22 protein-coding genes are annotated in these 25,416 nt (G+C 70.7%); 14 read left to right on the forward strand and 8 right to left on the reverse strand.

The features are described 5' to 3' along the window. The first annotated feature begins 100 nt into the window (after nt 1-100). The 3 genes from V8688_RS06565 to V8688_RS06575 are packed head-to-tail and all read left to right on the forward strand — an operon-like array spanning nt 101 to nt 4,891. Nucleotides 101-2,386, forward strand: coding sequence for an FdhF/YdeP family oxidoreductase (locus tag V8688_RS06565; RefSeq protein WP_218718458.1), 2,286 nt, complete (start codon nt 101-103; stop codon nt 2,384-2,386). Nucleotides 2,387-2,409: 23 nt separating this feature from the next. Further along, the gene (map, locus tag V8688_RS06570; RefSeq protein ID WP_218718457.1) at nt 2,410-3,273 is read left to right on the forward strand and encodes a type I methionyl aminopeptidase; all 864 of its coding nucleotides are present in this window, start codon (nt 2,410-2,412) and stop codon (nt 3,271-3,273) included. A gap of 13 nt (nt 3,274-3,286) precedes the next feature. After that, complete coding sequence (locus V8688_RS06575; RefSeq protein ID WP_342800419.1) at nt 3,287-4,891, forward strand: cobyric acid synthase; 1,605 nt, start codon at nt 3,287-3,289, stop codon at nt 4,889-4,891. Between the two features lie 4 nt (nt 4,892-4,895). On the opposite strand, the gene V8688_RS06580 is transcribed toward V8688_RS06575, so the two are convergent. Further along, complete coding sequence (locus V8688_RS06580; RefSeq protein ID WP_218718455.1) at nt 4,896-5,387, reverse strand: hypothetical protein; 492 nt, start codon at nt 5,385-5,387, stop codon at nt 4,896-4,898. A gap of 287 nt (nt 5,388-5,674) precedes the next feature. On the opposite strand from V8688_RS06580, the gene V8688_RS06585 reads away from it, so the two are divergent. Further along, on the forward strand, nt 5,675-6,238 hold the full coding sequence (locus tag V8688_RS06585) for an alpha/beta hydrolase (RefSeq protein ID WP_218718454.1): 564 nt from the start codon (nt 5,675-5,677) through the stop codon (nt 6,236-6,238). Nucleotides 6,239-6,278: 40 nt separating this feature from the next. Here V8688_RS06585 and V8688_RS06590 read toward each other — a convergent pair whose 3' ends face one another. Next, nucleotides 6,279-7,322 (reverse strand): alpha/beta hydrolase, encoded by a 1,044-nt coding sequence (locus V8688_RS06590; RefSeq protein ID WP_218718453.1) that lies wholly within the window; start codon nt 7,320-7,322, stop codon nt 6,279-6,281. Nucleotides 7,323-7,553: 231 nt separating this feature from the next. Between V8688_RS06590 and mqo the strand changes: the two genes are divergently transcribed. From mqo to V8688_RS06625, 7 genes are all read left to right on the forward strand, one after another. Further along, nucleotides 7,554-9,083, forward strand: a complete 1,530-nt coding sequence (gene mqo, locus V8688_RS06595; protein WP_218718452.1) for a malate dehydrogenase (quinone) — start codon at nt 7,554-7,556, stop codon at nt 9,081-9,083. A 12-nt stretch (nt 9,084-9,095) separates the two neighbouring features. Beyond that, entirely contained in the window at nt 9,096-9,545 is a 450-nt protein-coding gene (locus V8688_RS06600; RefSeq protein ID WP_218718451.1) for a GNAT family N-acetyltransferase, read from the forward strand. 103 nt (nt 9,546-9,648) lie between these two features. Further along, nucleotides 9,649-11,760, forward strand: a complete 2,112-nt coding sequence (locus V8688_RS06605; RefSeq protein WP_218718450.1) for a magnesium chelatase subunit D family protein — start codon at nt 9,649-9,651, stop codon at nt 11,758-11,760. A gap of 261 nt (nt 11,761-12,021) precedes the next feature. Next, nucleotides 12,022-12,636 carry a cob(I)yrinic acid a,c-diamide adenosyltransferase gene (cobO, locus tag V8688_RS06610; protein ID WP_218718449.1) on the forward strand — a complete coding sequence of 205 codons (615 nt, stop codon included), beginning with the start codon at nt 12,022-12,024 and terminating at the stop codon, nt 12,634-12,636. 151 nt (nt 12,637-12,787) lie between these two features. Continuing rightward, nucleotides 12,788-14,194 carry a cobyrinate a,c-diamide synthase gene (locus V8688_RS06615; RefSeq protein ID WP_342800420.1) on the forward strand — a complete coding sequence of 469 codons (1,407 nt, stop codon included), beginning with the start codon at nt 12,788-12,790 and terminating at the stop codon, nt 14,192-14,194. 10 nt (nt 14,195-14,204) lie between these two features. Continuing rightward, entirely contained in the window at nt 14,205-14,618 is a 414-nt protein-coding gene (locus V8688_RS06620) for a cobalamin biosynthesis protein (RefSeq protein WP_255587726.1), read from the forward strand. A gap of 390 nt (nt 14,619-15,008) precedes the next feature. Further along, nucleotides 15,009-16,607: a TROVE domain-containing protein gene (locus V8688_RS06625; RefSeq protein WP_316575538.1), complete on the forward strand. Its 1,599-nt coding sequence runs from the start codon at nt 15,009-15,011 to the stop codon at nt 16,605-16,607. A 64-nt stretch (nt 16,608-16,671) separates the two neighbouring features. On the opposite strand, the gene V8688_RS06630 is transcribed toward V8688_RS06625, so the two are convergent. Both V8688_RS06630 and V8688_RS06635 read right to left on the reverse strand, forming a co-directional pair. After that, nucleotides 16,672-17,781, reverse strand: a complete 1,110-nt coding sequence (locus V8688_RS06630) for a hypothetical protein (protein ID WP_255587725.1) — start codon at nt 17,779-17,781, stop codon at nt 16,672-16,674. Between the two features lie 15 nt (nt 17,782-17,796). Beyond that, on the reverse strand, nt 17,797-18,927 hold the full coding sequence (locus V8688_RS06635; protein WP_218718446.1) for a phosphotransferase family protein: 1,131 nt from the start codon (nt 18,925-18,927) through the stop codon (nt 17,797-17,799). A 190-nt stretch (nt 18,928-19,117) separates the two neighbouring features. Between V8688_RS06635 and V8688_RS06640 the strand changes: the two genes are divergently transcribed. Then, nucleotides 19,118-20,476 (forward strand): DoxX family protein, encoded by a 1,359-nt coding sequence (locus V8688_RS06640; RefSeq protein WP_342800421.1) that lies wholly within the window; start codon nt 19,118-19,120, stop codon nt 20,474-20,476. A 2-nt stretch (nt 20,477-20,478) separates the two neighbouring features. Here V8688_RS06640 and V8688_RS06645 read toward each other — a convergent pair whose 3' ends face one another. The 3 genes from V8688_RS06645 to V8688_RS06655 are packed head-to-tail and all read right to left on the reverse strand — an operon-like array spanning nt 20,479 to nt 22,070. Continuing rightward, nucleotides 20,479-21,429 carry a hypothetical protein gene (locus V8688_RS06645; RefSeq protein WP_342800422.1) on the reverse strand — a complete coding sequence of 317 codons (951 nt, stop codon included), beginning with the start codon at nt 21,427-21,429 and terminating at the stop codon, nt 20,479-20,481. 27 nt (nt 21,430-21,456) lie between these two features. After that, complete coding sequence (locus V8688_RS06650; RefSeq protein ID WP_316575536.1) at nt 21,457-21,600, reverse strand: hypothetical protein; 144 nt, start codon at nt 21,598-21,600, stop codon at nt 21,457-21,459. Continuing rightward, on the reverse strand, nt 21,597-22,070 hold the full coding sequence (locus V8688_RS06655; protein WP_316575535.1) for a nucleoside deaminase: 474 nt from the start codon (nt 22,068-22,070) through the stop codon (nt 21,597-21,599). Before V8688_RS06655 ends, V8688_RS06650 begins: the two co-directional genes overlap by 4 nt. 124 nt (nt 22,071-22,194) lie before the next feature. Between V8688_RS06655 and cobA the strand changes: the two genes are divergently transcribed. Both cobA and V8688_RS06665 read left to right on the forward strand, forming a co-directional pair. Then, complete coding sequence (gene cobA, locus V8688_RS06660; protein ID WP_218718441.1) at nt 22,195-23,436, forward strand: uroporphyrinogen-III C-methyltransferase; 1,242 nt, start codon at nt 22,195-22,197, stop codon at nt 23,434-23,436. A 78-nt stretch (nt 23,437-23,514) separates the two neighbouring features. Continuing rightward, nucleotides 23,515-24,975 carry an MFS transporter gene (locus V8688_RS06665; protein WP_218718501.1) on the forward strand — a complete coding sequence of 487 codons (1,461 nt, stop codon included), beginning with the start codon at nt 23,515-23,517 and terminating at the stop codon, nt 24,973-24,975. Nucleotides 24,976-24,996: 21 nt separating this feature from the next. Here V8688_RS06665 and V8688_RS06670 read toward each other — a convergent pair whose 3' ends face one another. Continuing rightward, nucleotides 24,997-25,395 carry a PPOX class F420-dependent oxidoreductase gene (locus V8688_RS06670; protein ID WP_342800423.1) on the reverse strand — a complete coding sequence of 133 codons (399 nt, stop codon included), beginning with the start codon at nt 25,393-25,395 and terminating at the stop codon, nt 24,997-24,999. Between the last annotated feature and the right edge of the window lie 21 nt (nt 25,396-25,416).

The following is a 25,416-nucleotide window of genomic DNA, read 5'->3' on the forward strand; positions in this document are numbered from 1 at the left end:
AAACCGGGTGTGAACCGTCGCGTTGACAACCGCCCCGAAACTGGGAAGCCTGAGGTCATCCAGTCCGATCGCAGTGCCGCGGCACGGGAAGAAGCCGGTGATGACCTCGATCGACGACCCCACCGACGACCTATCGGTCACCCCGCCCAAGACCTGGGCGGCCGGCGTTCCCGGGGTGGTCCACGCACTCGAGTACTCGCTGGCGCAGACCTCGGCCACGCGCACCGCGCTCACCCTGCTCAACGTCAACCAGACCGCGGGCTTCGACTGTCCGGGCTGCGCCTGGCCGGAGCCCGAGCACCGGCACAAGAACGAGTACTGCGAGAACGGCGCCAAGCACGTCAGCGACGAGGCGACCACCCGCCGGGTCACCCGCGAGTTCTTCGCCACCCACACCGTCGACGAACTCGACGCCACCTCCGACTACTGGCTCAACCAGCAGGGCAGACTGACCGAACCGATGGTCAAGCGCCCCGGCGCCGCCCACTACGAGCCGATCGGCTGGGACGCCGCCCTCGACCTGATCGCCGAGACGCTGCGCGGCCTCGCCTCGCCGAACGAGGCGCTGTTCTACACCTCGGGCAGGCTCAACAACGAGGCCGCGTTCCTGCTGCAACTGTTCGCCCGCGCCTACGGCACCAACAATCTGCCCGACTGCTCCAACATGTGCCACGAGTCCAGCGGTTCTGCGCTGAACCAGACCCTGGGCGTCGGCAAGGGCAGCGTGTCGCTGGAGGACATCTACGCCGCCGACCTGATCTTCGTCGTCGGGCAGAACCCCGGCACCAACCATCCCCGGATGCTCTCGGCGCTGGAGCGGGCCAAGCGCAACGGCGCGAAGGTCGTCGCGGTCAACCCGCTGCCCGAGGCCGGGCTGATCCGGTTCAAGAACCCGCAGGTCCCGCGCGGGGTGATCGGGCGCGGCACCGCGATCGCCGATTACTTCTTGCAGATCCGACCGGGCGGTGACCTCGCGCTGTTCCAGACCCTGAACCGGCTGCTGCTCGAGGCCGAGGACGCCGCCCCCGGCACCGTCCTGGACCACGAGTTCATCCGCGAACACACCCACGGCTTCGCCGAGTTCGCCGCGCACGCCAGGGGGATCGGCTGGGACGCCGCCCTCGAAGCGACCGGCCTGACCCGCGCGGCCATCGAGGACGTGCACGCGGCGGTGCTCGGCTCGCGACGGATCATCGTGTGCTGGGCGATGGGCCTGACCCAGCACAAGCACGGGGTGCCCACGATCCGCGAGATCGTCGACTTCCTGCTGCTGCGGGGCAATCTCGGCCGCACCGGAGCGGGCGTGTGCCCGGTCCGCGGACACAGCAATGTGCAGGGCGACCGCACGATGGGCATCTGGGAACGGGTACCGCAGACCTTCCTCGACGCCCTCGGCGCCGAGTTCGGCTTCACCCCGCCGACCGCGCACGGCCTGGACTCCGTCGCCGCGATCCGCGCGATGCGCGACGGTCAGGCGAAGGTCTTCGTCGGCGTCGCGGGCAATTTCGCACGGGCGACACCGGACAGCGCGGTGACCGAGGCCGCCCTGCGGCAGTGCGCGCTCACCGTGCAGATCTCCACCAAACTCAATCGCTCGCACACGGTGTGCGGTGAGACCGCGCTGATCCTGCCGACCCTGGGCCGCAGCGATCGCGACATCCAGGCCACCGGCGAGCAGTTCGTCACGGTGGAGGACTCGATGAGCGAGGTGCACGCCTCGCGAGGTCGCCTCGACCCGGCCTCGCCGCACCTGCTCAGCGAGGTCGCCATCATCTCCCGGCTCGCCCAGCGCACCCTCGGCGCCACCCCGGCGATCCCGTGGGCGGAGTTCGAAGCCGACTACAACACCGTGCGCGACCGGATCTCGCGGGTGGTGCCCGGCTTCGAGAACTTCACCGAGCGCGTCGAGCGGCCGGGTGGACTGCGGCTGATCAACCCGGTCAACCGGGGCATCTACCGCACGGCCAGCGGCAAAGCGGAATTCACCCGCAACGAGTTCACCTTCCTCGACGTGCCGCCCGGTCACCTGCTGTTGCAGTCGCTGCGCTCGCACGACCAGTGGAACACCATCCCGTACGCGAACAACGACCGCTACCGGGGCATCCACAACGCGCGCCGGGTGGTGATGGTCAACCCGGACGATCTGGCCGAGCTCGGCCTGGCCGACCGCGACGTGGTCGATCTGGTCAGCGTCTGGACGGACGGGGTCGAGCGGCGCGCGGAGAACTTCGTCGTGGTCGCCTACCCGGCCAGCCGTGGCTCGGCGGCGGCCTACTATCCGGAGACGAACGTGCTGGTCCCGCTCGACAGCGTGGCCGACATCAGCAACACCCCTACCTCGAAGGGCATCGTGGTCCGGCTCGAACCGCGCCACAGCGCCGGGTAGGGGTGCTGGCTACACTCGCAGCTATGTCCGTGCGCACCCGTCAGCCACTCGTTCCCGGCACCCAGTCGCCGATCCGGGACGTTCCGCGTTCCATCGAGCGTCCCGAATACGTGTGGAAGAAGACCGCCAACGAGGGGCGCGAGCCCTGGGTGCAGACGGCCGAGACCATCGAGAAGATGCGGATCGCGGGCAAGATCGCCGCGCAGGCGCTCGAAGAAGCCGGCAAGGCGGTCGCGCCCGGTGTCACCACCGACGAGCTGGACCGGATCGCCCACGAGTACATGTGCGATCACGGCGCCTACCCGTCGACCCTGGGCTACAAGGGCTTCCCCAAGTCCTGCTGCACCTCGCTCAACGAGGTCATCTGCCACGGCATCCCCGACTCGACCGTCATCGAGGACGGCGACATCGTCAATATCGACGTCACCGCCTTCATCCACGGCGTGCACGGCGACACCAACAAGACCTTCCTCGCCGGCGACGTGGACGAGGAGGTGCGCCTGCTGGTCGAGCGCACCGAAGAGGCCACCAACCGGGCCATCAAGGCGGTCAAGCCGGGCCGTGCGCTCAATGTGATCGGGCGCGTCATCGAGGCCTACGCCAATCGTTTCGGCTACGGCGTCGTCCGCGACTTCACCGGCCACGGCGTCGGTCCCACCTTCCACAGCGGCCTGGTCATCCTGCACTACGACCAGCCCAGCATCGAGTCGGTCATCGAGCCCGGCATGACCTTCACCATCGAGCCGATGATCAACCTCGGCGGTATCGACTACGACATCTGGGACGACGGCTGGACCGTGGTCACCAAGGACCGCAAGTGGACCGCCCAGTTCGAGCACACCCTGGTGGTCACGGAGACGGGCGCGGAAATCCTCACGCTGCCGTGAGTCGGTCCGTGGCATGAGCGGCGATCTGCGCGGGGCGCTGCTGATCGCGGGCACGACCTCCGACGCCGGGAAAAGCGTGGTGGTCGCGGGGATCTGCCGAATGCTCGCGCGGCGTGGCGTGCGGGTGGCGCCGTTCAAGGCGCAGAACATGTCCAACAACTCCGTCGTCACCCTCGACGGCGGGGAGATCGGGCGGGCGCAGGCGTTGCAGGCGCGGGCGTGTGGGTTGGAGCCGAGCGTGCGGTTCAATCCGGTGCTGCTCAAGCCCGGCAGTGATCGGCGCTCGCAGCTCGTCGTGCGCGGCAAGGCCGTCGGGACCGTCGGCGCGCGTGACTATTTCACGCGCAGGCAGCAGCTGCGTGAGGTGGTGGCGGACGAACTCGCTTCCCTGCGTGCGGAATTCGACGTGGTGATCTGCGAGGGCGCCGGATCACCCGCCGAGATCAATCTGCGGGCCACGGATCTGGCCAATATGGGTCTGGCGCGCGCCGCCGAGCTGCCCGTGCTCGTGGTCGGTGATATCGACCGAGGGGGAGTGCTGGCACACCTGTTCGGCACCGTCGCGGTGCTGGAACCCGAAGACCAGCAGCTCATCTCGGGCTTCCTCGTCAACAAGTTCCGTGGTGACGTCGCCCTGCTCCAACCGGGCCTCGACCAGCTGACCGTCCTGACCGGCCGCCCCACCCTGGGCGTGCTGCCGTTCGCCGACGACCTCTGGCTCGACGCCGAGGACTCCCTCGGCACCGTCGCGGGTACCCCGGTCGGTCGCCCCGGCCCACCCCACGGCACCGACTGGCTCACCGTCGCCGCCGTCCGGCTGCCCCGCATCTCCAACTCCACCGACATCGAAGCCCTCGCCTGCGAGCCCGGCGTCGCCGTCCGCTGGGCCGACGGACCCGATCAGATCGCCACCGCCGATCTCGTCGTCGTGCCCGGGTCCAAGTCGACGGTTTCCGACCTGGCGTGGTTGCGCGCCAAGGGGATCGACGCGGCGCTGCACGCCCGGGCCGCCGCGGGGCGCCCGATCCTCGGGATCTGCGGCGGCTACCAGATGCTGGGGCGTCGCATCGTCGACGGCGTCGAACACGTCGGGTCCGCGGGGGACCAGGGTGCCGTCGCCGCGTCGGCTGAGGACGGGGACGCGGCGCGGCCCTGCGTGGTGGACGGGCTCGGATTGTTCGACCTCGCCATCGAATTCGCGGAGCCCAAGATCGCCCGCCAGGTCGTCGGCGAGGCGGGCGCGCTGCCGGTGCACGGCTACGAGATCCACCACGGCCGCGTCCGGCACAGCGCCGACGCGCCCTGGCTCACCATCGACGGAGCTCCCGAAGGCAGTGTGCGGGCATCGATCTGGGGCACCCACGTGCACGGCCTCCTCGAATCCGACGAGTTCCGCCGCGCCTGGCTGACCGAGGTCGCCCGGCACGCGGGGCGCACCGGATTCCGCGTCGCCCCGGACACCTCGGTGGCGGCCACCCGCACCGCGCAGCTCGACCTGCTGGCCGACCTGGTCGAGCGGCACGTCGACCTGGCCGCCCTCGACGCCCTGATCAGCCGTGGCGCACCACGGGAGCTACCGGTCGTCCACAGCGAACTCGACCGCCCCATCGTCGGCTGAACGCTCAGCTCTCGCCGGGGGTGTTCGGCTTCGAAACATCGGCACCGGCAGGGGAATCGGCTCCGTCGGCCGCCGCGGTGACAGCAGGTCTCGCCCGCGCCGGCGCGGAGGCCGCGAGGCCGAACACCAGGGCGGGCCCGCCGAGGACGAGGACGCCGAGCAGCCAGATGAAATCGGTGGCCGCGGCCCTGGCCGAGCGATAGGCGAAGCTGTCCACGCCGATATCGATGAGGACCATCCGGGCGCTGACGGTGTCACCTGATCGCACATCGAACAGGCGCACGGCGCTGCCGTCCTCGACGTTCGTGCCGATGCCGGCCCGACTGCGGCCGCCCATCAGCCCGCGCGAGCTCTCGTCGACGTGGACGGTGACCTCGCGACCGAACCCCAACAGGTAGGCGGTGGCGTTGATCGGCTGGGTGATCCCGAACAGTGCGCCCGCGCCGAAGAAGAGGGCGCCGACAGCGCACAGCACACGCTGGATGATTCGCTTCACAAGCCCCCCGTGAACGCCGATCGATCGGTTCGGCCGTCATCGTACGGCGTGCCCGGCGCCGCCGGGAGGGGAACTCCGCACACCTCCTCGCTCCGGTACGTGGCTCGTACCGCACCCGTCGCCCGCTGTGCGGCCGCTCTCCTCACAGCCGCGACCGGCCCGCTGTGACAGGTCTGGCAATTCGGGCCCTCCGGATTGGGAAAGCCCAGGACACGGGCAAAAACAGACCGGCCGGGCGGAGCGCAACACGCTGCCGTGTTCAACCGGGCCGTGTACCGTACACCGGCATGAAATCTCGGCGGATCACGGTCGGTGACCGGGCCTGGACAGTGCGGGTCGACGGCCCACAATCGCGGCACAATGTGCTGTTGCTTCCCGATGCGGACGATCCGGCCGACGTGTTCGACACCGTGTGCGCGCGGCTGCACGAATCCGATCTGCAGACCGTCGTGCTGGAGTCCGTCGAGGGGCTCGAGCCCCCGGCCGTCCACGCGATTCTCGACGAACTCGAGCTGCCGTATGTGAACGTCGCGGGACGCGGTGCGGGCGCGGCGCTGGCCTGGCGGCTGTGCGCGGGCCGGTTCGGGCGGTTCATGAGCCTGGTGGTCGCCGATCACGGCCATCCGGCGGTGCCCGACGCCGACGGCACGGCTCCCGACGCGTCCTGTCCGCCGCTGGAGCTGCCGGTCACCATGCTGGTCACCAAGAGCCTGCCGCGAGCCGTGGCCGATGCCTCCGGCCGCTACGTCTACGGCGAGTTCCGGGTGGTCCCGGTCGAGGTCGACAACATCGCCACCGAGGGCGCCCACGAACTGGCCACCGAGATCGTCCTGCGGACCAGCCTCTGGTGAGCGGCGGCCGGGGCCTCGCGGTCCCGGCACGCCACCCGGCTCAGTTCTTGCGGTAGGCCGCCAGCCAGTCCAGCCAGCTGTCGGTCTCGGCGAAAGCGTTGGCGCGCACCGCTTCCGAGGACAGGAACACATCGTGGCGGGCGCCGTCGATCGGCACGATCGTGGTGCGCTCGCCCAGGCAGCCCGCCCAGCGCTGGATCTGCTTGACGTCGAGCACGGCGTCGGCGACATCGACGGCGGGGCTGTGGGCCCGCGCGAATCTGGTCAGCCGCGAGCGCAGGATGAGCGCGGGCACCCCGATCGCCAGTCCCTGGTGCAGGCGGGCCTGTCCGCGCCGGATGGCGCGCAGCCAACCCAGCCGCACCGGCTCGCCGCTGAGCGGCTTCCAGTCCAGGTTGTAATCCCACTCGCCCTTGCGGCTGTGATGCAGGCTGTCGCCGTAGGCGGTGCTGACGCCCACGGCGGGCAGCTGCGCGAACGCCCTGACCTTGCCGACGGCGTTGATGATCGGCGTGCCGACGGTGCGGTAGTACGCGGGCCCCTGCAGGTCGAACCACGGGCTGTTGAGCACGACGCCGACCACGCCTGCCGCGGCGCTGCCGCCGGCGGCCTCGAGCCGGTCCAGCCACAGCGGCGCCACCAGTCCGCCGGTGGAGTGCGCGACGATCAGGACGTCGTTGCCGGTCTCCGCGCGCGCGATCCGCAGCGCCTCGTTCAGCTCGGCGTCGTAGAGCGCCAGGTCGCTGACGAAGTGCGCGCTCTGCCCGGCCCGCCGCGAACGACCACATTTACGCAGGTCGAGAGCGTAGAAGCGGTGGCCGCGGGCCGCGAAGTGCTCGGCCACGTGCTCCTGGAAGAAGTAGTCGGTGAACCCGTGCAGATAGAGCACGGTCGGCTCGGTGGCCGGTGCGGCGGCGTCGGGCAGATAGCGCACGAGCGTGGCCACCACCTCGCCCTCACCGTCGGGATCGGGGCCCAGCGGCAGGGTGCGCTGCTGGTAGTCGGTGCCGAGGACATCGGATTGCCACTGCTCATCGGTCCGATCGGCGGTGCCGGCGGGATCGAGTGAGGTTTCGTTCGTCACACCGCTCAATCTATCGCGCGGTCAGCGCGACGTGCAGTGTTGGTTTAGATCACATTCGGTAGGTCGGTTGCGGTACTACGAACGGCTGAGGTGCACAATTGGCTTCAGGTGAACGACGGGTAACCTACTCCCCGGCGATTCACCGCGAGTCGCACCAAACCACGAAGCGCCCGCGCCCAAGCGAACTCACCCCGGTGGGTAGCTGAGAAGGACAAGGAAGTCGAAGTACCCGTGTCGAACGCTGCGAAGACTGAAAAGACCGATGTAGTTCTCATCGGCGCAGGCATCATGAGTGCCACGCTGGGCGCGCTGCTGCGGCAGCTGCAGCCGGAGTGGACCATCTCGGTGTTCGAGCGGCTCGACGCCGCCGCCGCGGAGAGCAGCGATCCGTGGAACAACGCGGGCACCGGGCACTCGGCGCTGTGCGAGCTCAACTACAGCCCGCAGAACGCCGACGGCTCGGTCGACATCGGCAAGGCCGTCGACATCAACGAGCGCTTCCAGGTCTCCCGGCAGTTCTGGGCCTCGGCCGTCGACACCGGCGTCCTCGACGACCCGTCCGGGTTCATCAACCCTATTCCGCACGTCAGCTTCGTGCACGGCGCCGACAACGTCGACTACCTGCGCAAGCGCTACGAGGCGCTGGCGCCGCACCCGCTGTTCCGCGGCATGGAGTACATCGACAGCCCCGACGAGTTCGCCGCGCGCCTGCCGCTGATGGCCAAGGGCCGTGACTTCGCCGACCCGATCGCGCTGAACTGGACCGACGGCGGCACCGACATCGACTTCGGCGCGCTCACCAAGCAGCTGCTGGCCTACATCGGCAAGTCCGGCGGCGAGATCGCCTTCGGCACCGAGGTCCGCGACCTCGCCAAGCAGTCCGACGGCAGCTGGAACGTCACCGTCCGCAACCTGCGCACTTTCCGCAGCCGCACCGTCAACGCGAAGTTCGTCTTCGTCGGCGCCGGTGGTGGCGCGCTGCCGCTGCTGCAGAAGTCCGGCATCAAGGAGGCCAAGGGCTTCGGCGGCTTCCCGATCAGCGGTCAGTTCCTGCGCTCGACCAACCCGGAGCTGATCGCCGCGCACGAGGCCAAGGTCTACGGCAAGGCCGCCGTCGGCGCGCCGCCGATGTCGGTGCCGCACCTGGACACCCGCGTCATCAACGGCCGCAAGGGCCTGCTGTTCGGCCCCTACGCCGGCTGGACCCCGAAGTTCCTCAAGGACGGCTCCAACACCGACCTGTTCAAGTCGATCAAGCCGAACAACATCGGTTCGCTCGTCGGCGTCGGTCTCACCGAGATGGGCCTGACCAAGTACCTGATCAGCGAGCTGCTCAAGTCGCAGAACGGCAAGATCGGTGTGCTCGAGGAGTTCCTGCCGCGTGCCGAGGGCCGCGACTGGGAGCTGATCACCGCCGGTCAGCGCGTGCAGGTCATCCGGAAGAAGGGTGCGGGCGGTGTGCTCGAGTTCGGCACCGCGGTCATCTCCGCCGAGGACGGCACCATCGCCGGCCTGCTCGGTGCCTCGCCGGGCGCCTCGACCTGTGTCACCGCGATGCTCGACGTCATGCAGCGCTGCTTCCCGCGCGAGTACGCCGACTGGACCCCGCAGCTGAAGCAGATGATCCCCTCGCTGGGCCAGAAGCTGTCGGAGAACCAGGCCCTGTTCCAGGAAGTCTGGGACTGGACCAACAAGTCGCTGAAGCTGGACGCCAACAACACGCCCGCGCAGCCGGAGGCGGCCACCTACGCGCAGGTGTGATAGCAAGACGCGATGATGTCAACGGTCGCATTGAGACGGGCGTGGGCGGCGGATCTGGACCCCGCCACGCTGTACCGGTTGTTGAAACTGCGCGTCGAGGTATTCGTCGTCGAGCAGGCCTGCGCCTATCCCGAGCTGGACGGGCGTGACCTGCTGCCGGAGACCCGGCACCTGTGGCTCGACGACGAGGGCGAGGTCATCGCCACGCTGCGGCTGCTCGAAGAGCACGAGGACGGGGTGACCAGCTTCCGGCTCGGTCGGCTGTGCACGGCCGTGCCCGCCCGTGGGCACGGCTACACCACCCGGTTGCTGCAGGCGGCGCTGGCCGAGACCGGTTCGGCCACCGTCCGTCTGAACGCGCAGTCCTACCTGGTCGACATGTACGCCAAGTACGGCTTCGTTCCCGACGGCGAGGAATTCCTCGACGACGGCATCCCGCACGTCCCGATGCGTCGGGGCTGACAGTCCACTCGCGAGGTCCCCGGCACGGTGCCGGGGACCTCGCGTCTTTCCGGCGCCGACGCCCGGGGTCCGGTCGTGATCAGGGCGCGAATACAGTGGGGGCGTGCCTGGTTTTGCTGATGTCGCCGCTGGTCCGCACACCGCCGCTCGCTCGGCGGGTGAGGCGGGCTTCCCGTTCTCGGCGGTCGTCGGCCAGGAGCGCCTGCAGCTGGCATTGATCTTGTCGGCGGTGCACCCCGGGATCGGTGGCGTGCTGGTGCGGGGCGAGAAGGGCACCGCGAAGTCGACGGTGGTGCGCGCGCTGGCCGAGTTGCTGCCGCCGGTCGTCGACGAGAGCGGCGCGCGGCCCGCCCGGCTCGTGGAACTGCCGGTGGGCGCCACCGAGGACCGTGTCGTCGGGTCGATCGACCTCGAACGGGTCCTGCGCGACGGTGAGCAGGCGTTCCGGCCCGGTCTGCTGGCCGCGGCCCACCACGGCGTGCTCTACGTCGACGAGGTGAACCTGCTGCACGATCACCTGGTCGACGTGCTGCTCGACGCGGCGGCCATGGGCCGGGTCCACGTCGAGCGCGACGGTGTCTCGCATTCGCATCCGGCGCGATTCGTGCTGGTGGGCACCATGAACCCCGAGGAGGGCGAACTCCGGCCCCAGCTGCTGGACCGGTTCGGCCTCACCGTCGACGTGGCCGCCTCCCGCGTGGTGGACACCCGGATGGCGGTGGTGCGCAGGCGCCTGGACTACGAGGCCGACCCCGCCGGCTTCGCCGCCCGCTACGCCGACGCCGATGCCGTTGTCGCCGAACGGATTCTGACCGCGCGCGACCGGCTGCCCGGCGTGACCCTCGACAACGCCGAACTGCGGCGGATCGCGGCGCTGTGCGCGGCGTTCGACGTCGACGGGATGCGCGCCGATCTGGTCGTCGCCCGGACCGCCACCGCGCACGCCGCATGGTGCGGCCGCGACCGGGTCACCGCAGACGATGTGCGGATCGCCGCCGAGCTGGCCCTGCCGCACCGGCGCAGGCGCGATCCGTTCGACGAGCCGGGGATCAGCGAGGAGCAGTTGGACGAGGCGATGCGGTCGGCCGCCGACGAGGTCGACAAGGCCTCGGCCACCGAGGAATTCGACGACGATCCGCGAGGCGAGACGCCCGGCGACGATCGCGACGGCGACGCCTCCGGCAGCTCGGGACCGCGCGCGGTCGACGACGGTGCCGACCGAGGCCCTGCCGACGAGGGGCCCCAGGGTCCCGAGGACGGGGGACCGGCCGACCCGGGTCCCGACGACGGCGGACCCGACGATCAGGGTCCCGACGACGGTGGTCCCGACGGCCCCGACGACAACCCGGGCGGCGGCCCCCACGGCGGCGGATCCCGGCCCGCGGCCGACAGCGTCTCCGGCACACCGGGTTCCGTCTCGAAGCCCGCACCGCGCTGGGAGGTTCCCGGCATCGGCGAAGGCGCGCCGGGCCGCCGGTCCCGCGCCCGGACCCGCACCGGCCGCATGGTGCGCCCCAGCACCGACACCTCGACCGGGCTGCACCTGCTGGGCACCGTCTTCGCGGCCGCGCCTCGGCAATTCGAGCGCGGCCGGTTCAGCGGTCCGCTGGCGCTGGCCGCCGAGGACCTGCGTGGCGCGTATCGCGAAGGGCGCGAAGGGAATCTGGTGGTGTTCGTCGTCGACGCGTCCGGGTCGATGGCGGCGCGCGACCGGCTCACCGCCGTCACCGGCGCCATCGTCACCCTGCTGCGCGACGCCTACCAGCGCCGCGACAAGGTGGCCGTGATCAGCGTGCGCGGCAGCGCGGCCGAACTGGTCCTCCCGCCGACCTCCTCGGTCGACATCGCCGTGCGCCGCCTGGCCGGTCTGCGCACCGGTGGCAAGACCCCGCTCGCGGCGGGCCTGCTGAAGGCGCGCGAGGTGATCGCCCGCGAACACGTCCGCGACCCGCGCCGCCGCCCGATGCTGGTACTGCTGACCGACGGCCGCGCCACCGGTGGTGTCGATCCGCTGCCCCGCGCCCGCGCCACCGCGCGTCTGCTGGCCGGGGAGGGACACACCGCGATGGTCATCGACTGTGAACGCGGCATGATCCGGCTCGGCCTCGCCGCCGAGCTGGCCCGTGACCTGCGGGCCCGCTACCTGCGCCTGGACGAACTCACCGGCGACAGTGTCGCCGATGTCGTCCGGGCGACCGGCGCTCGCGCGGCCTGACCTGAGCGCCCGCACCCGGCGACCTGGGCGATCGACGGGGCGGCATCGGCCGGTCGCGCGTCGCCGCCGAGGATGTTCCCCGACGGTAGTGGGAGGGTCAGGCGGCCGGAGGACGCCCTGATAGAAATGGTGAGCGACAGTCGCGCGACCGGTCGACCGGTGCGCCGTCGGGTGCTCGAGGCACTGGCGCGGTCGTCCATCGACAGTGCGGTCCACCCGGGCCGCGGACCGGCGCGTCGGTGCCGAGAAGGAGGGGTCTTCGTGCCCAAGGGTGTTCCGGAAGTCGTGCCGGAGGACGGCCTCACGACACGGCAGCGACGCAACCAGCCGGTGCTGGCCGTCCACACGGGCCCGGGCAAGGGCAAGTCCACCGCCGCCTTCGGGATGGCGTTGCGGGCCTGGAACCAGGGCTTCGACGTGGCCGTGTTCCAGTTCGTCAAGAGCGCCAAGTGGAAGGTCGGCGAGGAAGCCGCGTTCCGCACGCTCGGCGAGGTGCACGAGCGGACCGGTGCCGGTGGCGCGGTCGAGTGGCACAAGATGGGCGAGGGCTGGTCGTGGACCCGTAAGCACGGCACCGAGGAAGATCACGCCGCCGCCGCACTGTCGGGCTGGCAGGAGATCTCGCGACGGCTCGCCGCCGAACAGCACCGCTTCTACGTACTCGACGAGTTCACCTACCCGCTCAAGTGGGGGTGGGTCGATGTCGACGAGGTCGTCGAGACGCTGACCAGCCGCCCCGGCAACCAGCACGTCGTCATCACCGGCCGCGACGCGCCGCAGGCCTTGATCGACGCCGCCGATCTGGTCACCGAGATGACCAAGGTGAAGCACCCGATGGACGCGGGCCGCAAAGGCCAGCGCGGGATCGAATGGTGACCGTCACCGTGACGGACGCGCCCCTGTCCGTCGCCCCCGCCCGGACCGGCGACGCGACGATGCCGAGCACGGGTTCCGGCCCGCGCGGCGTCGCGGTGAGCTGGTTCGGTTGCGGTCCTCGGTGCGGTGACGGCACGGGCGAGGTGCGGCGATGAGCGCGCCGGCCGTGGTGATCGCCGCCCCGGCATCCGGCAGCGGCAAGACGACTCTGGCCACCGGCCTGATCGGCGCGCTGCGCCGGGCGGGTCATCGGGTGGCGCCGTTCAAGGTCGGCCCCGATTACATCGACCCCGGCTATCACGGTCTCGCGGCCGGGCGGCCCGGCCGCAATCTGGATCCTGTTCTGGTGGGCGAGGATCGGGTGGTGCCGCTGTATCGGCACGGCGCGCACGGCTGCGATATCGCCGTCGTCGAAGGCGTGATGGGCCTGTTCGACGGTCGCATCGACGAGAACCGGACCGAGGCGGTCGCCGAAGGCTCCACCGCGCAGGTCGCGAGCCTGCTCGGGGCGCCGGTGGTGCTGGTCGTCGACGCGCGCGGACACTCCCAGAGCCTGGCCGCGCTGCTGCACGGCTTCGCCACCTACGACTCTTCGGTCCGGCTGGGCGGGGTGATCCTCAACCGGGTCGGCAGCGAACGCCATGAGCAGGTGCTGCGCGCGGCGTGCGATCGCGTCGGCATCCCGGTCCTCGGCGCGCTGCCGCGCATGGCCGAATTGGAAGTTCCCTCACGGCATCTGGGGCTGATTCCCGCCGTCGAGCACGGCACCGCCGCCACCGCAGCGGTCGACGCGATGACCGAACTCGTCGCGGCCCACATCGATCTCGCGGCGATCGTCGACCTCGCGGGCGGGTCGGTCCGAGGTCCGGCTTGGGACCCCGCGAGGGAACTGACCGCGGGCAGCGAAGCGCGGACAGGACCGACCGACGCGATCGTCGGCACCACCGGCAGCGGTCCGCTGATCGCGATGGCCGGGGGACCGGCGTTCACCTTCGGCTACGCCGAACATCGCGAGCTGCTGCTCGCGGCAGGCGCCCAGGTGGTCGTCTTCGATCCGCTGACCGACGAACTCCCCTCCGGTACAGCGGGATTGGTGCTGCCCGGGGGTTTTCCCGAGGAGCATGCGGGCGCCCTGTCGGCCAACGAGAAGTTACGCGCGGCGATCGCCGAAGGCGCCGCCCGCGACCTGCCGATCCACGCCGAATGCGCGGGCCTGCTCTACCTCACCCGCTCCCTCGACGGCCATCCGATGGCCGGCGTCATCGACGCCGACGCCGAATTCGGCCCCCGCCTGACCCTCGGCTACCGCGACGCCGTCGCCCTGCACGACTCCACTCTCTGGCAGGCAGGCACCCGCGTCCGTGGCCACGAATTCCACCGCACTCGTCTCACCCGGGTCGGCCCGGAGAACGCCGCCTGGGGCTGGCGCACCACGGCTTCGGTCACCGAGGGCGCGGTGATCCGGCAGGTCCACGCCTCGTACCTGCACACCCACCCCGCCGGAAACCCGGCCGCCATCACCCGATTCGTCGCTGCCGCACGTCGATTCGATCGATGACGGCGAAGCGATGGACAGCGCCGACGCGATGATCGAGCAGACGGCGGGCAGGGGCGCGGTGATCGTCGGGCTCGGCGTCCGACCTGGTACCGACGCGGAAAAGATCACTCGTGCGGTCGAATCGGTCGTCGCGGGGTCCGCCGCCGTGACCTGCCTGGCGACGATCGACCGTCGAGCGGCCGATCCCGGGGTCCGCGCGGCCGCGGCGGCGCTCGGTGTGCCGGTGGTCGCGTTCGGCGCCGAGCAGCTGGCCGAGGTCGAGACGCCGACTCGCTCCACTCGGACGGCGCGGGCCGTCGGCACGGCCTCGGTCGCGGAGGCGGCGGCATTGCTCGCGGGCAGGGGCGAACTGTTGTGCGGGCGAACCGTTGTGGACGGCGTCGTAGTCGCCGTCGCGACGGTGGGGGCGAGCGACTCGGATTAATTCGCTGGGCAAGATCACCTCCGCCCCGTACCGTCATCTCCAGCAGCAGCACGGCGGACCGGATCCGGTCGGTTACCTTCAGATGGGGATGTCGCGGGTTCGAATCCCGTCCACCACCGCGCGGTGGTGGTAGCTCAGTTCGGTAGAGCGCCTTCCGGTCGGGACACACACGTCCGCTGTGCGGCTGCGGTGCACAGGAGCAGGACGGACCGGATTCGGTCGGTTATCTGGCGAGGACTCACAGTCCAGCAGGTTCGAGCCCTGCGGCGGAAAGCGATTTCCGTTTCCCGGCCGAGACACCCATGTCCGTCCGCTTCGCGCATCGTCACACGCCCCGGTGGGTCCCGGGGCCGAAACCGCAACGCCGGTCGCTGTATCGGAGGGGGAACAATGAACATTCTGTCGCGATTTTCGCGTCGCAGCACGCCGCAGACCAGTCCTGCCGATGCCCGGCAGGTCGTCAACGCCGCGGGCGGCTACGTCTTCGAGATCACCCCGCAGGCCCGGGTGCGCCGATTCCTCACCCTCGGAACGGAATCCGGAACCTACTACGTCAGCGCCGCCGCGCTGACCGCCGACAATGCCGAGTTCATCGCCGCGTACGCCGCCGAGCACACCGCCGACCTGGTGCGTGAGATCGTCGAGATCTCCACCGGCGGGCGTGCCCCGCGACCGAACCCGGCCCTGTTCGCGTTGGCGGCCGCCGCCGCGCTCGGTGATGTCGACGGTCGCCGGGCCGCGCTCGCGGCGCTGCCGCTGGTCGCGCGCACCGGCACCCATCTGTTCCTGTTCGCCGGCTACGCCGAGCAGTTCCGCGGCTGGGGTCGCGGCCTGTCCCGCGCGGTCGCGAACTGGTACCTGGACAAGCCGGTCGGTGACCTGGCGTTTCAGGTCGTGAAGTACCGGCAGCGTGAAGGCTGGTCGCACCGCGACCTGCTGCGCCTGTCGCACCCGGCGACCACCGAGGACGAGCGGCGCAGGCTGTTCGACTGGATCTGTGGCCGCACCCCGGACCTCGACGGCCTCGACCTGGTCGACGGTTTCCAGCGCGCGCAGTCCGCACCGGTCGAGCAGGTACCCGAGCTGGTCCGTGCGTACCGGCTGAGCTGGGAGATGCTGCCCGACGCCGCGCTGAACACACCCGAGGTGTGGGAGGCGTTGCTGGACAACGGCATTCCGCAGACGGCGCTGCTGCGTCAGCTGCCGCGCCTGACCCGGCTCGGCCTGCTGGCTCCGCTCGGTCCGCGCACCGCGGCGATCTGCGCGCAGCTCGGCGACCCGGAGCGGCTGCGCAAGGCACGCGTGCACCCGGTCGCGGTGCTGATCGCGCTGCGCACCTACGCGTCCGGGCGTTCGGCACGTGGCGCCGGTACCTGGACGCCGTCGGCACCGGTGGTGGACGCGCTCGACGCGGCCTTCTACGCGGCGTTCGAGACGGTGCGCCCGACCGGTCTGCGGCACCTGCTGGCGCTGGACGTGTCCGGGTCGATGACGTCGCCGATCGCCGGGCTACCGCTCTCGGCGCGCGAGGCCTCGGCCGCGCTCGCCCTGGTCACGGCCCGGACCGAGGAGCGGCACCAGATCGTCGGGTTCACCGCGACGGGCACCCGCTGGCAGGGGGCACGCAACCTGTCCCCGCTGGCCATCTCGCCGCGGCAGCGCCTCGACGACGCCGTGCGCGCGGTGTCGGGTCTGCCCTTCGGCGGGACCGACTGCTCGATGCCGATCCTGCACGCGCTGGAGCAGGGCATCGAGGTGGACGTGTTCTCGGTGTACACCGACAACGAGACGTGGGCGGGCTCGGTGCACCCGCACCAGGCGCTGGCCCGCTACCGCCGCGAGGTGAACCCGCGGGCCAAGCTCGTGGTGGTCGGCATGACCGCGACGAGGTTCAGCATCGCCGATCCCGACGACGCGGGCATGCTCGACGTCGCGGGCTTCGACGCCGCCGTGCCGTCGCTGCTGGCCGACTTCGCCACGGCCGCCTAGGAAATCGCCGACCGCCGCGACCTCGTTGTCGCGGCGGCGGCTTTCCTCTCGCGAGGTCGGGTCGTCAGGGGGCGACCGAGGACCAATCCGCGAAACCGGTGGGGTCGTGGCGGCCCATCGAGGCGTGCTCGAACAGGCCCCAGCCCTCGGCGTCGCCGCAGCGGGCGTAGCCGATGTGGTCGATCACGCCGTAGGGGGTGCGGGCGATGATCGCCGGGTCGGTGAGGTCGTAGGAACTCGACAGCGACCAGTCCCGGCCCATCCAGCGGCCGTGGGTCCAGTCGGGGTCGGGTCCGTAACCGCAGCCGACGTGCAGGGCGATACCGGGCCGGGACTCGATCTCGACCTCGAGCGGCTTGCCGTCGGGGGTGGTCATGTCCAGGCGCACCGACTTCGGGTGCCGGGTGCCCGGCTCGTAGGTCCAGTGCATCCGTGGCCAGCCCAGCTGTTCCTTGCGGCCGTCGTGCCAGATCCGGACCGCGTTGTTGAGCGTGCGGGTGCCGTCGGGCTCTTCCTGCACGATCACCACGATGGCGAACTCGTCGAAGCGCAGCGGCGCGTACAACCACCAGAACCCGCCCGCGCCCTCGGCCGCGGCGCGCCCTGGCGGCTCCGGCTCGCCCGAGGGCCGGATGCCCCAGGAGCGGTCGCGACTGCCGGTCCACGCCGCCGGGTCGACGGTGATGTCGCGCCCGTCGACGGCGAGCGTGCCCGCCCAGGAACCCAGCTGGGCGAACCGGGAGGCCTCGATGATCGGCCGGGTGCCGGACAGGATCAGGTGCGGCTGCTCCTGCACCGCCGGGTGCGCGCCGGTCCAGGTGAGGTCGAAGCCGAGGTCCTCGTGCTCGCACACCACCCGCAACTGCCGCAGCGGCTCGATCACCTCGATCCGGTAGCCGCCCACCGCTGTGGTCAGATCGCGCGAGGTGAGCGCGTCGGAGAAGCGCACGCTGCGCTGGGTGTCACCGTGGCGCACCGTCGCGAACGCGTCGACCACACCGAGGTTCGGGTAGACGCCGAACCCGGTGATCAGCATCGCGTCGCCGGCGGGGTCGAAGGCGTTGAAGTAGTAGCGGTCGTAGAAGTTGCGGTCGCTGGTGGCCACCCTGGCCAGCGACAGCGGGGTCTGGTGGACCGGGTATTCGTCCAGGGGGACGGGCATGATCGCGTTCATGGTCGTGTCTCCTTCTCAGTCCCACTCGTAGGTGCCGTCGAGCAGAGCCTCGAGGCTGAGCCGGTGCATCACGTAGTCGTCGAGCTCGGCGGGCACGGTGTCCTCACCGAAGTGGATCATCCGCCGCTTGATCCGGGCCATCACGATCGCGTGCCGCAGCGCGGCGTAGATGATGTAGAAGTCCAGATCGCGGACCGTATGTCCGGTCAGCTCTTCGTATTTCGCGACCACCGCGTCCTTGCGCAGGAAATCGGGCAGGCCGGGCTGATCGAAGCGGGTGGCGATGTCCTGGAAGAAGCGGTGGATGAAGATCACCCAGCCCAGGTCGAGTTCGCGCGGGCCGAACGTGGCCATCTCCCAGTCCAGCACCGCGGCGGGGGTGAACCCGTCGAACAGGATGTTGCCGGGGCGGGCGTCGCCCCAGTTCAGCACCTCGGGGCCGGTCTCGGCGGGCCAGTTGGCCTCGAGCCACTCGAAGGTCCGCTCGATCAGCGGGATCTCGACGCCGTCGTCGGTCAGCGCCCACCGGTACCAGGCGCGCTGGGCCTCGAAGTGCCTGCGCAGCGCCGGACCCTCGCCGTCGAGGCGCGGGAAGCGACGGGCGATGTCGTCGATGGCGTGGATGCGGGCGATCACGTCGACGGTCGCGTCGGCGATCCGCGCGCGTTCCTCCACAGTCGCGTCGAACACCCAGCCGAAGAAGACGTACGGCGGGTTGTCCGCGGGCGCGCGTCCGTCGACCTTCTCCATCACCAGGAACGGCGAACCGAACACCGATTCGTCGAGTTCGAGCCAGCGCAGCACCGGCACGGCGACGTCCGAGGCCGCGCCGACGCCCGCCATCACCTCGTACTGCATCGGCAGGTCATAGGAATCGAAGACCGGGAAGGAGCCGTCCTCGGGTGCCATCCGCAGCACGAACGAGCCGCTCTCGACGACCCCGCCGACCGACCATTCGGCGTCGAACAGGATGGTCGTGCTCGACATGCCGCCGGTGGCGGGCTTGCTCGGATTGCCGACCTTCGGCGGTACGTCGGCGCCGACCTTGCCGGCCAGCCACTGCGACAACTGCTCGGCGAGCTCGTCGAGGTCGCGCTCGGTGACCGTGAGCGACTGTTGCGCGGTGGGATCCGGATCGTCGGACATCTATGAGTACCCCTGTCGGCGAGATGGAACACGTTCGATACCGGCGTACCGGACGGCCGACGGGAATGTAAGCCGTCAGTCGGTGAGTGAGATTCAGGGTTGACACGGTAAAGATGGGGGTTTTCCCGGACGCGCTCGTCCACGACACCAGTTAGCTTCGGTAGCAATCGAACTCGACGAGGAGGCAACGGTGACCGCCGTGACCACGCAGCGCGCCCACGACGCGATCGCGAGCCCGCCGCCACCGCCGCCGATCTGGCATCCGGTGACGCGGCTCGCCTTCCGGTTCAGCGTCGCCTATCTGGGTCTGTTCTGCCTGTGGATGGCGCAGATCACCTTCGTCTTCCTCGGGGTGTTCGCGCTGCACCTGCCCGAGGACGCCGTCGCCTGGCAGATGCTCTCACTGGCCCCGGTGAGCCGCTGGATCGGCGAGCACGTGTTCGGGGTCGAGGCGGAGCTGGTCATGAACGGCAGCGGCGACCAGGCCGCGATCTGGATCCAGTGCGGGCTGGTGCTGGTGGCCGCGATCCTGGTCACGGTGGTCTGGTCGGTGCTCGACCGGCGCAGGCGCGCCTATCCGCGGATGGCGAGCTGGTTCCTCACCCTGCTGCGGCTGTGCGTCGGCGGGCAGATGCTGTTCTACGGGTTCGCCAAGCTCATCCCGACCCAGATGCCCGAGCCCGCGCTCACCACCTTGCTCACCCGCGTCGGTGACCTGAGCCCGATGTCGATGCTGTGGACCCAGGTCGGCTCGTCCCCGGCCTACGAGATATCGCTGGGTGCGGCCGAGGTGCTCGCCGGGTTGCTGCTGTTCTGGCCGCGCACGGCCACCCTCGGCGCGATGCTCAGCGTGATCAGCATGGCGCAGGTGTTCCTGCTGAACCTCACCTTCGACGTGCCGGTGAAGATGCTGTCCGGGCATCTGCTGCTGATGAGCCTGGTGCTGCTGGCGCCGCAGGCCCGGCGACTGGCGAATGTGCTCGTGCTGGAACGTGATTCGGGACCTCTCGGCCAGCCGCCGCTGTTCGGCTCGGCGCGGGCGAACCGGTGGGCGAGCGTCGTGCAGATCGCGACGGGCCTGTGGATCGTCGCCGGCTGCCTCTACCTCGGGGAGAAGTCCTGGGACGAATACGGCGGTGGCGCACCGAAACCCGAGCTCTACGGGATCTGGGAGGTCACCGAGTTCACCGCCGAGGCGACCCCGGTGCCGCCGCTGACCACCGATCCGGTGCGCTGGCAGCGTTTGATCGTCGACGCGGGCTCGGCGGGCTATCAGCGGATGGACGACTCGATCGTGCCGGTGGTCGCCGCTTTCGACCCCGAGGCGCACACGATGACCCTCACCGCCGCGCCGTCGGCACCGGGCGAAACGCCCACGGCGGTCACCACCTTCACGGTCGACCGGCCCGCCGACGACCGGCTGACGCTGCGCGGCGAGCTCGACGGCAAGCCGGTGACGGTCACCCTCACCCGGCTGGATCTCGACAGCTTCCCGTTGCGCGGCACCGACTTCCGCTGGGTGCAGAACAACCCGTATGCCGGCGGCTGAGATCAGCCGGTGAAAGTGCCGGTCTGATTGCGCCAGTGCGGTGACGGCGCGAACAGCGCGCCGGAGCCGGAGACGAAGGCCGCCGCGGCGCGGGCATCGCCGCGCAGCCGCGCGGCCAGCCACGCCGTCGGATAGCCGAGGAAGCCGTACACGCCGGTGCCACAGGCGAGCTGGTTGTCCGCGCAGCCGGGATCGCCCTGAATATCGTTGTGGTCGGCGCCCTCGAGCGTCGCCCACACCTTCGGCACGGTGAGCGCGTCGTAGTAGGCGCGGTGGGACTGGACGCCGACGACCTCGACCGGCAGCGACTGCTCCGACGGGGAGATCAGGGTGTCGGCCGAGCCGTTGATCAGGAACACCGAGCCGGTATCGATCGCGGCCGGATCGGTGCAGCTGAGGGCATCCGAGCACAGGCCGGTGCGGGGCAGTTCGACGGTGATCGCGGTGCGGATCGCCCCACCGGCGCGCCGCATCGCGTTGAGGGCACCGGACGCGCCCTGGGAATGACCCACCACGCCCACCGCCGTGTGGTCGAGCCGCCCGGCGAAAACGCTGGTCGGATCGGCGGATTCGGCGATCAGGCGGTCGAGTGAGGCGAGGATGTCGATACCGGAACCGGTGTACTGGTTCTGCGTGGCGATCACCACGAATCCCCACGACGCGAAGTGCCGCAGCAGGCGCCGGTACTGGGTGGGCACCGCCTGCGTGCCGTCACCGAACAGCACGATCGGATGGCCGGTGCCGAGCTCGCTCGGATACCACAGGTCGAACGCGGCACCGGTGGTGTCGCAACACAGTTCGCCGATCCGCTCGGTCACGGCGAACGGGCCAGGCGCGGCGTAGTGCGCTTCGACACCGGCCGCGGGCTCGTAGGTCGGGGCGGCGACGGCGGGCCCCGGTCCGGCCAGCAGAAGGGCGGCGATGATCGGGACGAGGCGGGACCAGGCGGGCATGGGTCGCGAGTGTACGGGGCGCACCGGTCAGGTCAGTGTGATGGCGTCCAGGCGCACGCGCAGGAAGTCGGCCCGGCGCAGACTCTCGTCCACCTCGCGCCGCACCGCGGCGGCCGCGGCACCGCCGGTGCGCCAGCGGGCCAGATCGACCGAGGCGATGGCGCCGCTCATGCCGGCGTCTCCCTGGTCGGTGCGTCGGCGCCGCCGATGTCCTCGAACCACAGGTCGGGGCGGTCGGCGATGAACGCGGTCATCAGCGCCACACACCGCGGATCGTCGAGGACGAGCACCCGTACGCCGTGGTCGGCGAGCCAGTCGTGGCCGCCGTGGAAGGTGCGCGCCTCGCCGATGATCACGGTGCCGATGCCGAACTGGCGGACCAGGCCGCTGCAATACCAGCACGGCGACAGGGTGGTCACCATGATCGTGGAGCGGTAGTCGCGGCGACGCCCCGCGGCGCGGAAGGCGTCGGTCTCGGCGTGCGCGCTCGGGTCGTCGTTCTGGACCCGGCGATTGTGGCCGCGTCCGAGCAGCGTGCCGTCGGCGTCGAACAGCGCGGCGCCGATGGGGACACCGCCCTCGGCCCGCCCGCGCAGGGCTTCGTCGTAGGCCACGGCGAGAAGTGCGTCCGGCTCGGTCATGGTCTCCACTGTCGCGCCACGGGGACCCCACGGCAACGCGGGCGCGCCGACGGCGGGCGATCGCGGCGGCGGTGTCGGCGGGCCCGTTCGGCGGGCGGCGAGCCAGGAACTAGGCTGGGACACTGTGCCGAACACGTCTGACACCGCATCGACCCCGCCCGCAGGCGACCCGAACTACCTGGTCGGGCTCGATCTGCGCGGACGCAGAGTAGTCGTGGTCGGCGGCGGCACCGTCGCCCAGCGCCGCCTCGGCCTGCTGGTGGCCGCGGGCGCCGACGTCCACGTGATCAGCAAGGCGGTCACGCCGGCCGTCGAGGGCATGGCGACCGCCGGTCAGATCACCGTCGAGCTGCGTGCCTACGCCGACGGCGACCTCGACGCGGCCTGGTACGCGATGGCCTGCACCGACGAACCCGAGACCAATGCCGCGGTGGTCGCCGAGGCGACCGCGAAGCGGATCTTCTGCGTGCGCGCCGATGTCGCCCGTGACGGCACCGCCGTCACCCCCGCCACCGCCCGCTACGACGGGCTGACCCTCGGCGTGCTGGCCGGTGGCGCGCACCGGCGCTCGGCCGCCGTGCGCAACGGCCTGCTCGAGGCGCTGCAATCCGGTGTGGTGACCGACGATTCGGAGCCGGTGACCCCCGGCGTCGCCCTGGTCGGCGGCGGACCGGGCGACCCGGACCTGATCACCGTGCGCGGCCGCAGGCTGCTCGCCCGCGCCGATCTGGTCGTCGCCGATCGGCTCGCGCCGCCGGAACTGCTGGCCGAGCTGGGACCGCACGTCGAGGTGATCGACGCGGCGAAGATCCCCTACGGCCGCTCGATGGCGCAGGAGGCGATCAATCTGGCCCTGGTCGAAGGGGCCAAGGCGGGCAAGTTCGTCGTCCGGCTCAAGGGCGGCGACCCGTACGTGTTCGGCCGCGGGTACGAGGAGCTCGAAGCCTGTGCCGAGGCCGGGATCCCGGTGACCGTGGTGCCCGGCATCACCAGCCCGATCTCGGTGCCCGGCGCCGCGGGCATCCCGGTGACCCACCGGGGCGTGACCCACGAGTTCGTCGTGGTCAGCGGGCACGTCGCCCCCGATCACCCCGATTCGCTGGTCGACTGGGCGGCGCTGGCCAAGCTGCGCGGCACCCTCGTGCTGATGATGGCCGTGGAGCGGATCGACAAGTTCGCCGACGCGCTGCTGGCCGGTGGCCGCCCGGCCGAGACGCCCGCCGCGGTCATCCAGGAGGGCACGCTGCGCACCCAGCGGGTGGTACGGGCTGATCTGGGCACGGTCGCCGAGAAGGTCAAGTCCGAGGGCATCCGGCCGCCGGCGATCATCGTCATCGGCCCGACCGCGGGTTTCGGGCTGGACTAGCTTCGCGGGCCGCGCACCCGTGCGTTGCCGCCGCGCCAATTACACTGCCTCGTTGTGCTCGATAAACCCGCTGCGACGATGCAGTATCCGGTGACGAAGCGGGCCTTCGGCCTCGCCATCCTCGTACTGAGCGGCCTGCAGCTCATGGTCGTGCTCGACGGCACCGTCGTGATCTTCGCCCTGCCGCGCCTGCAGGAGGAGATGGGGCTGTCCAGCTCGGGCAGCGCGTGGACGGTGACCTCCTACGGCCTGACCTTCGCCGGGCTGATGCTGCTCGGCGGCAGGCTCGGTGACGCGTTCGGCCGCAAGCGCATGCTGATCTACGGCGTCGGCCTGTTCACCGCGGCCTCGCTCGCCTGCGGCCTGGCCACCGGCGAGGCGATGCTGCTGATCTCGCGCGCCTTCCAGGGCGCCGGTGCCGCGATCGCGGCACCGACCGCGTTCGCGCTGGTGGCCACCACCTTCGCGCCGGGGCCCGCCCGCAACCAGGCGATCGCGATCGTCGGGTCCATGGCGGGTATCGGCTCGGTCGGCGGCCTGGTCGTCGGCGGTGCGCTCACCGAGTTCTCCTGGCGCTGGATCTTCCTGATCAATGTGCCGATCGGCGCGCTGATCGTGCTCGGCGCGGTCTACAAGCTCACCGACACCGCCCACCACCGCACCCCGCTCGACATCAAGGGCGCCATCCTGGGCACACTCGCCTGCGCGACGATCGTGTTCGGCGCGACCGAGGGCCCGGCGATGGGCTGGACCAGTCCGCTCATCCTCGGCTCGCTGATCGGCGGTTTCGCGCTGCTGGTGGTCTTCGTGCTCACCGAGCGCCGCGAGGCCGATCCGCTGCTGCCGTGGTCGCTGTTCGACAGCCGCGACCGGGTCGCCACCTTCGCGCTGATCTTCCTGGCGGGCGCGGTGCTCGGCGCGATGACGTTCTTCGTGGCCCAGCTGTTGCAGAACGTGCTCGGCTACAGCCCGTTGCAGGCCGGTGTCGCCTCGATCCCGTTCACCATCGGCATCGGTGTCGGCGGCGCGGTGGCGTCGAAGGCGGCGCTGGTGATCGCGCCGCGCTGGCTGCTGTCGGCGGCGGCGGTCGTGCTGGCCTGCGGGCTGCTGTTCGGGTCGACGCTGGACCGGCACGTGCAGTACCTGCCGACCCTGCTGGCGCTGCTGCTGGTGATCGGCTTCGGCGTCGGCGTCGCCATGGTGCTGGCGCCGCTGTGCGTGCTGGTCGGGGTGCCGTCGTCGAACATCGGCCCGCTCTCGGCGGTCGGGCAGATGTTCATGAACCTGGCGACCCCGATCGCGATCGGCCTGCTCAGCCCGATCGCCGCCTCGCGCACCCTGTCCCTGGGCGGGCGCGACGGCCGGGCCGCGGACATGACCACGGCCGAGATCGACGCGCTCAACAGCGGTTACACCCTGGTGCTGCTGTGCTGCGCCGGTCTGGCGGTGCTCGCCGCACTGGTCGCGCTGACGTTGCGGTTCACCCCGCAGCAGCTGGTCCAGGCCCAGCACGCCCAGGACGAGGCCCAGCGCGCCTGAGACCGCCGGGCCCCGGTCCGCTCAGAGGCGACCGGCGACCCGGCGCGGGGTGATCCGCACGATCACCCGCTCCGCGTCGTCGACGGAGGCCGGGTTGAACTCGCGGTAGGGCTTGCCGGTGTACTTGAGCGACATCTCGTCGGGCAGCGCGCGCTCCGGATCCGGGATGGTGGTGGCCGTGCCCCGGATCTCGGCGTAGAGGAACGGCCGCTCCGGCGGGTTCACCATCACCGTGATCCGCGGGTCGCGCACGAGGTTCTTGGCCTGCTGCCGCGCGACGGTGGTGGAGAACAGCAGCTCGTCGCCCTCGCGCTTGATCCAGACGACGGTCAGATGCGGGTGCCCGTTCGCGCCGACCGTGGCGACGGTCGCGTAGACCTTCTCCTCGTCCAGATACGACTTCAGTTCGTCGGAAAGCACTGCGGTATCAGTCACGCTCCG

The organism is Nocardia sp. No.11 (genome assembly GCF_038752175.1).
Lineage (GTDB): Bacteria > Actinomycetota > Actinomycetes > Mycobacteriales > Mycobacteriaceae > Nocardia > Nocardia canadensis.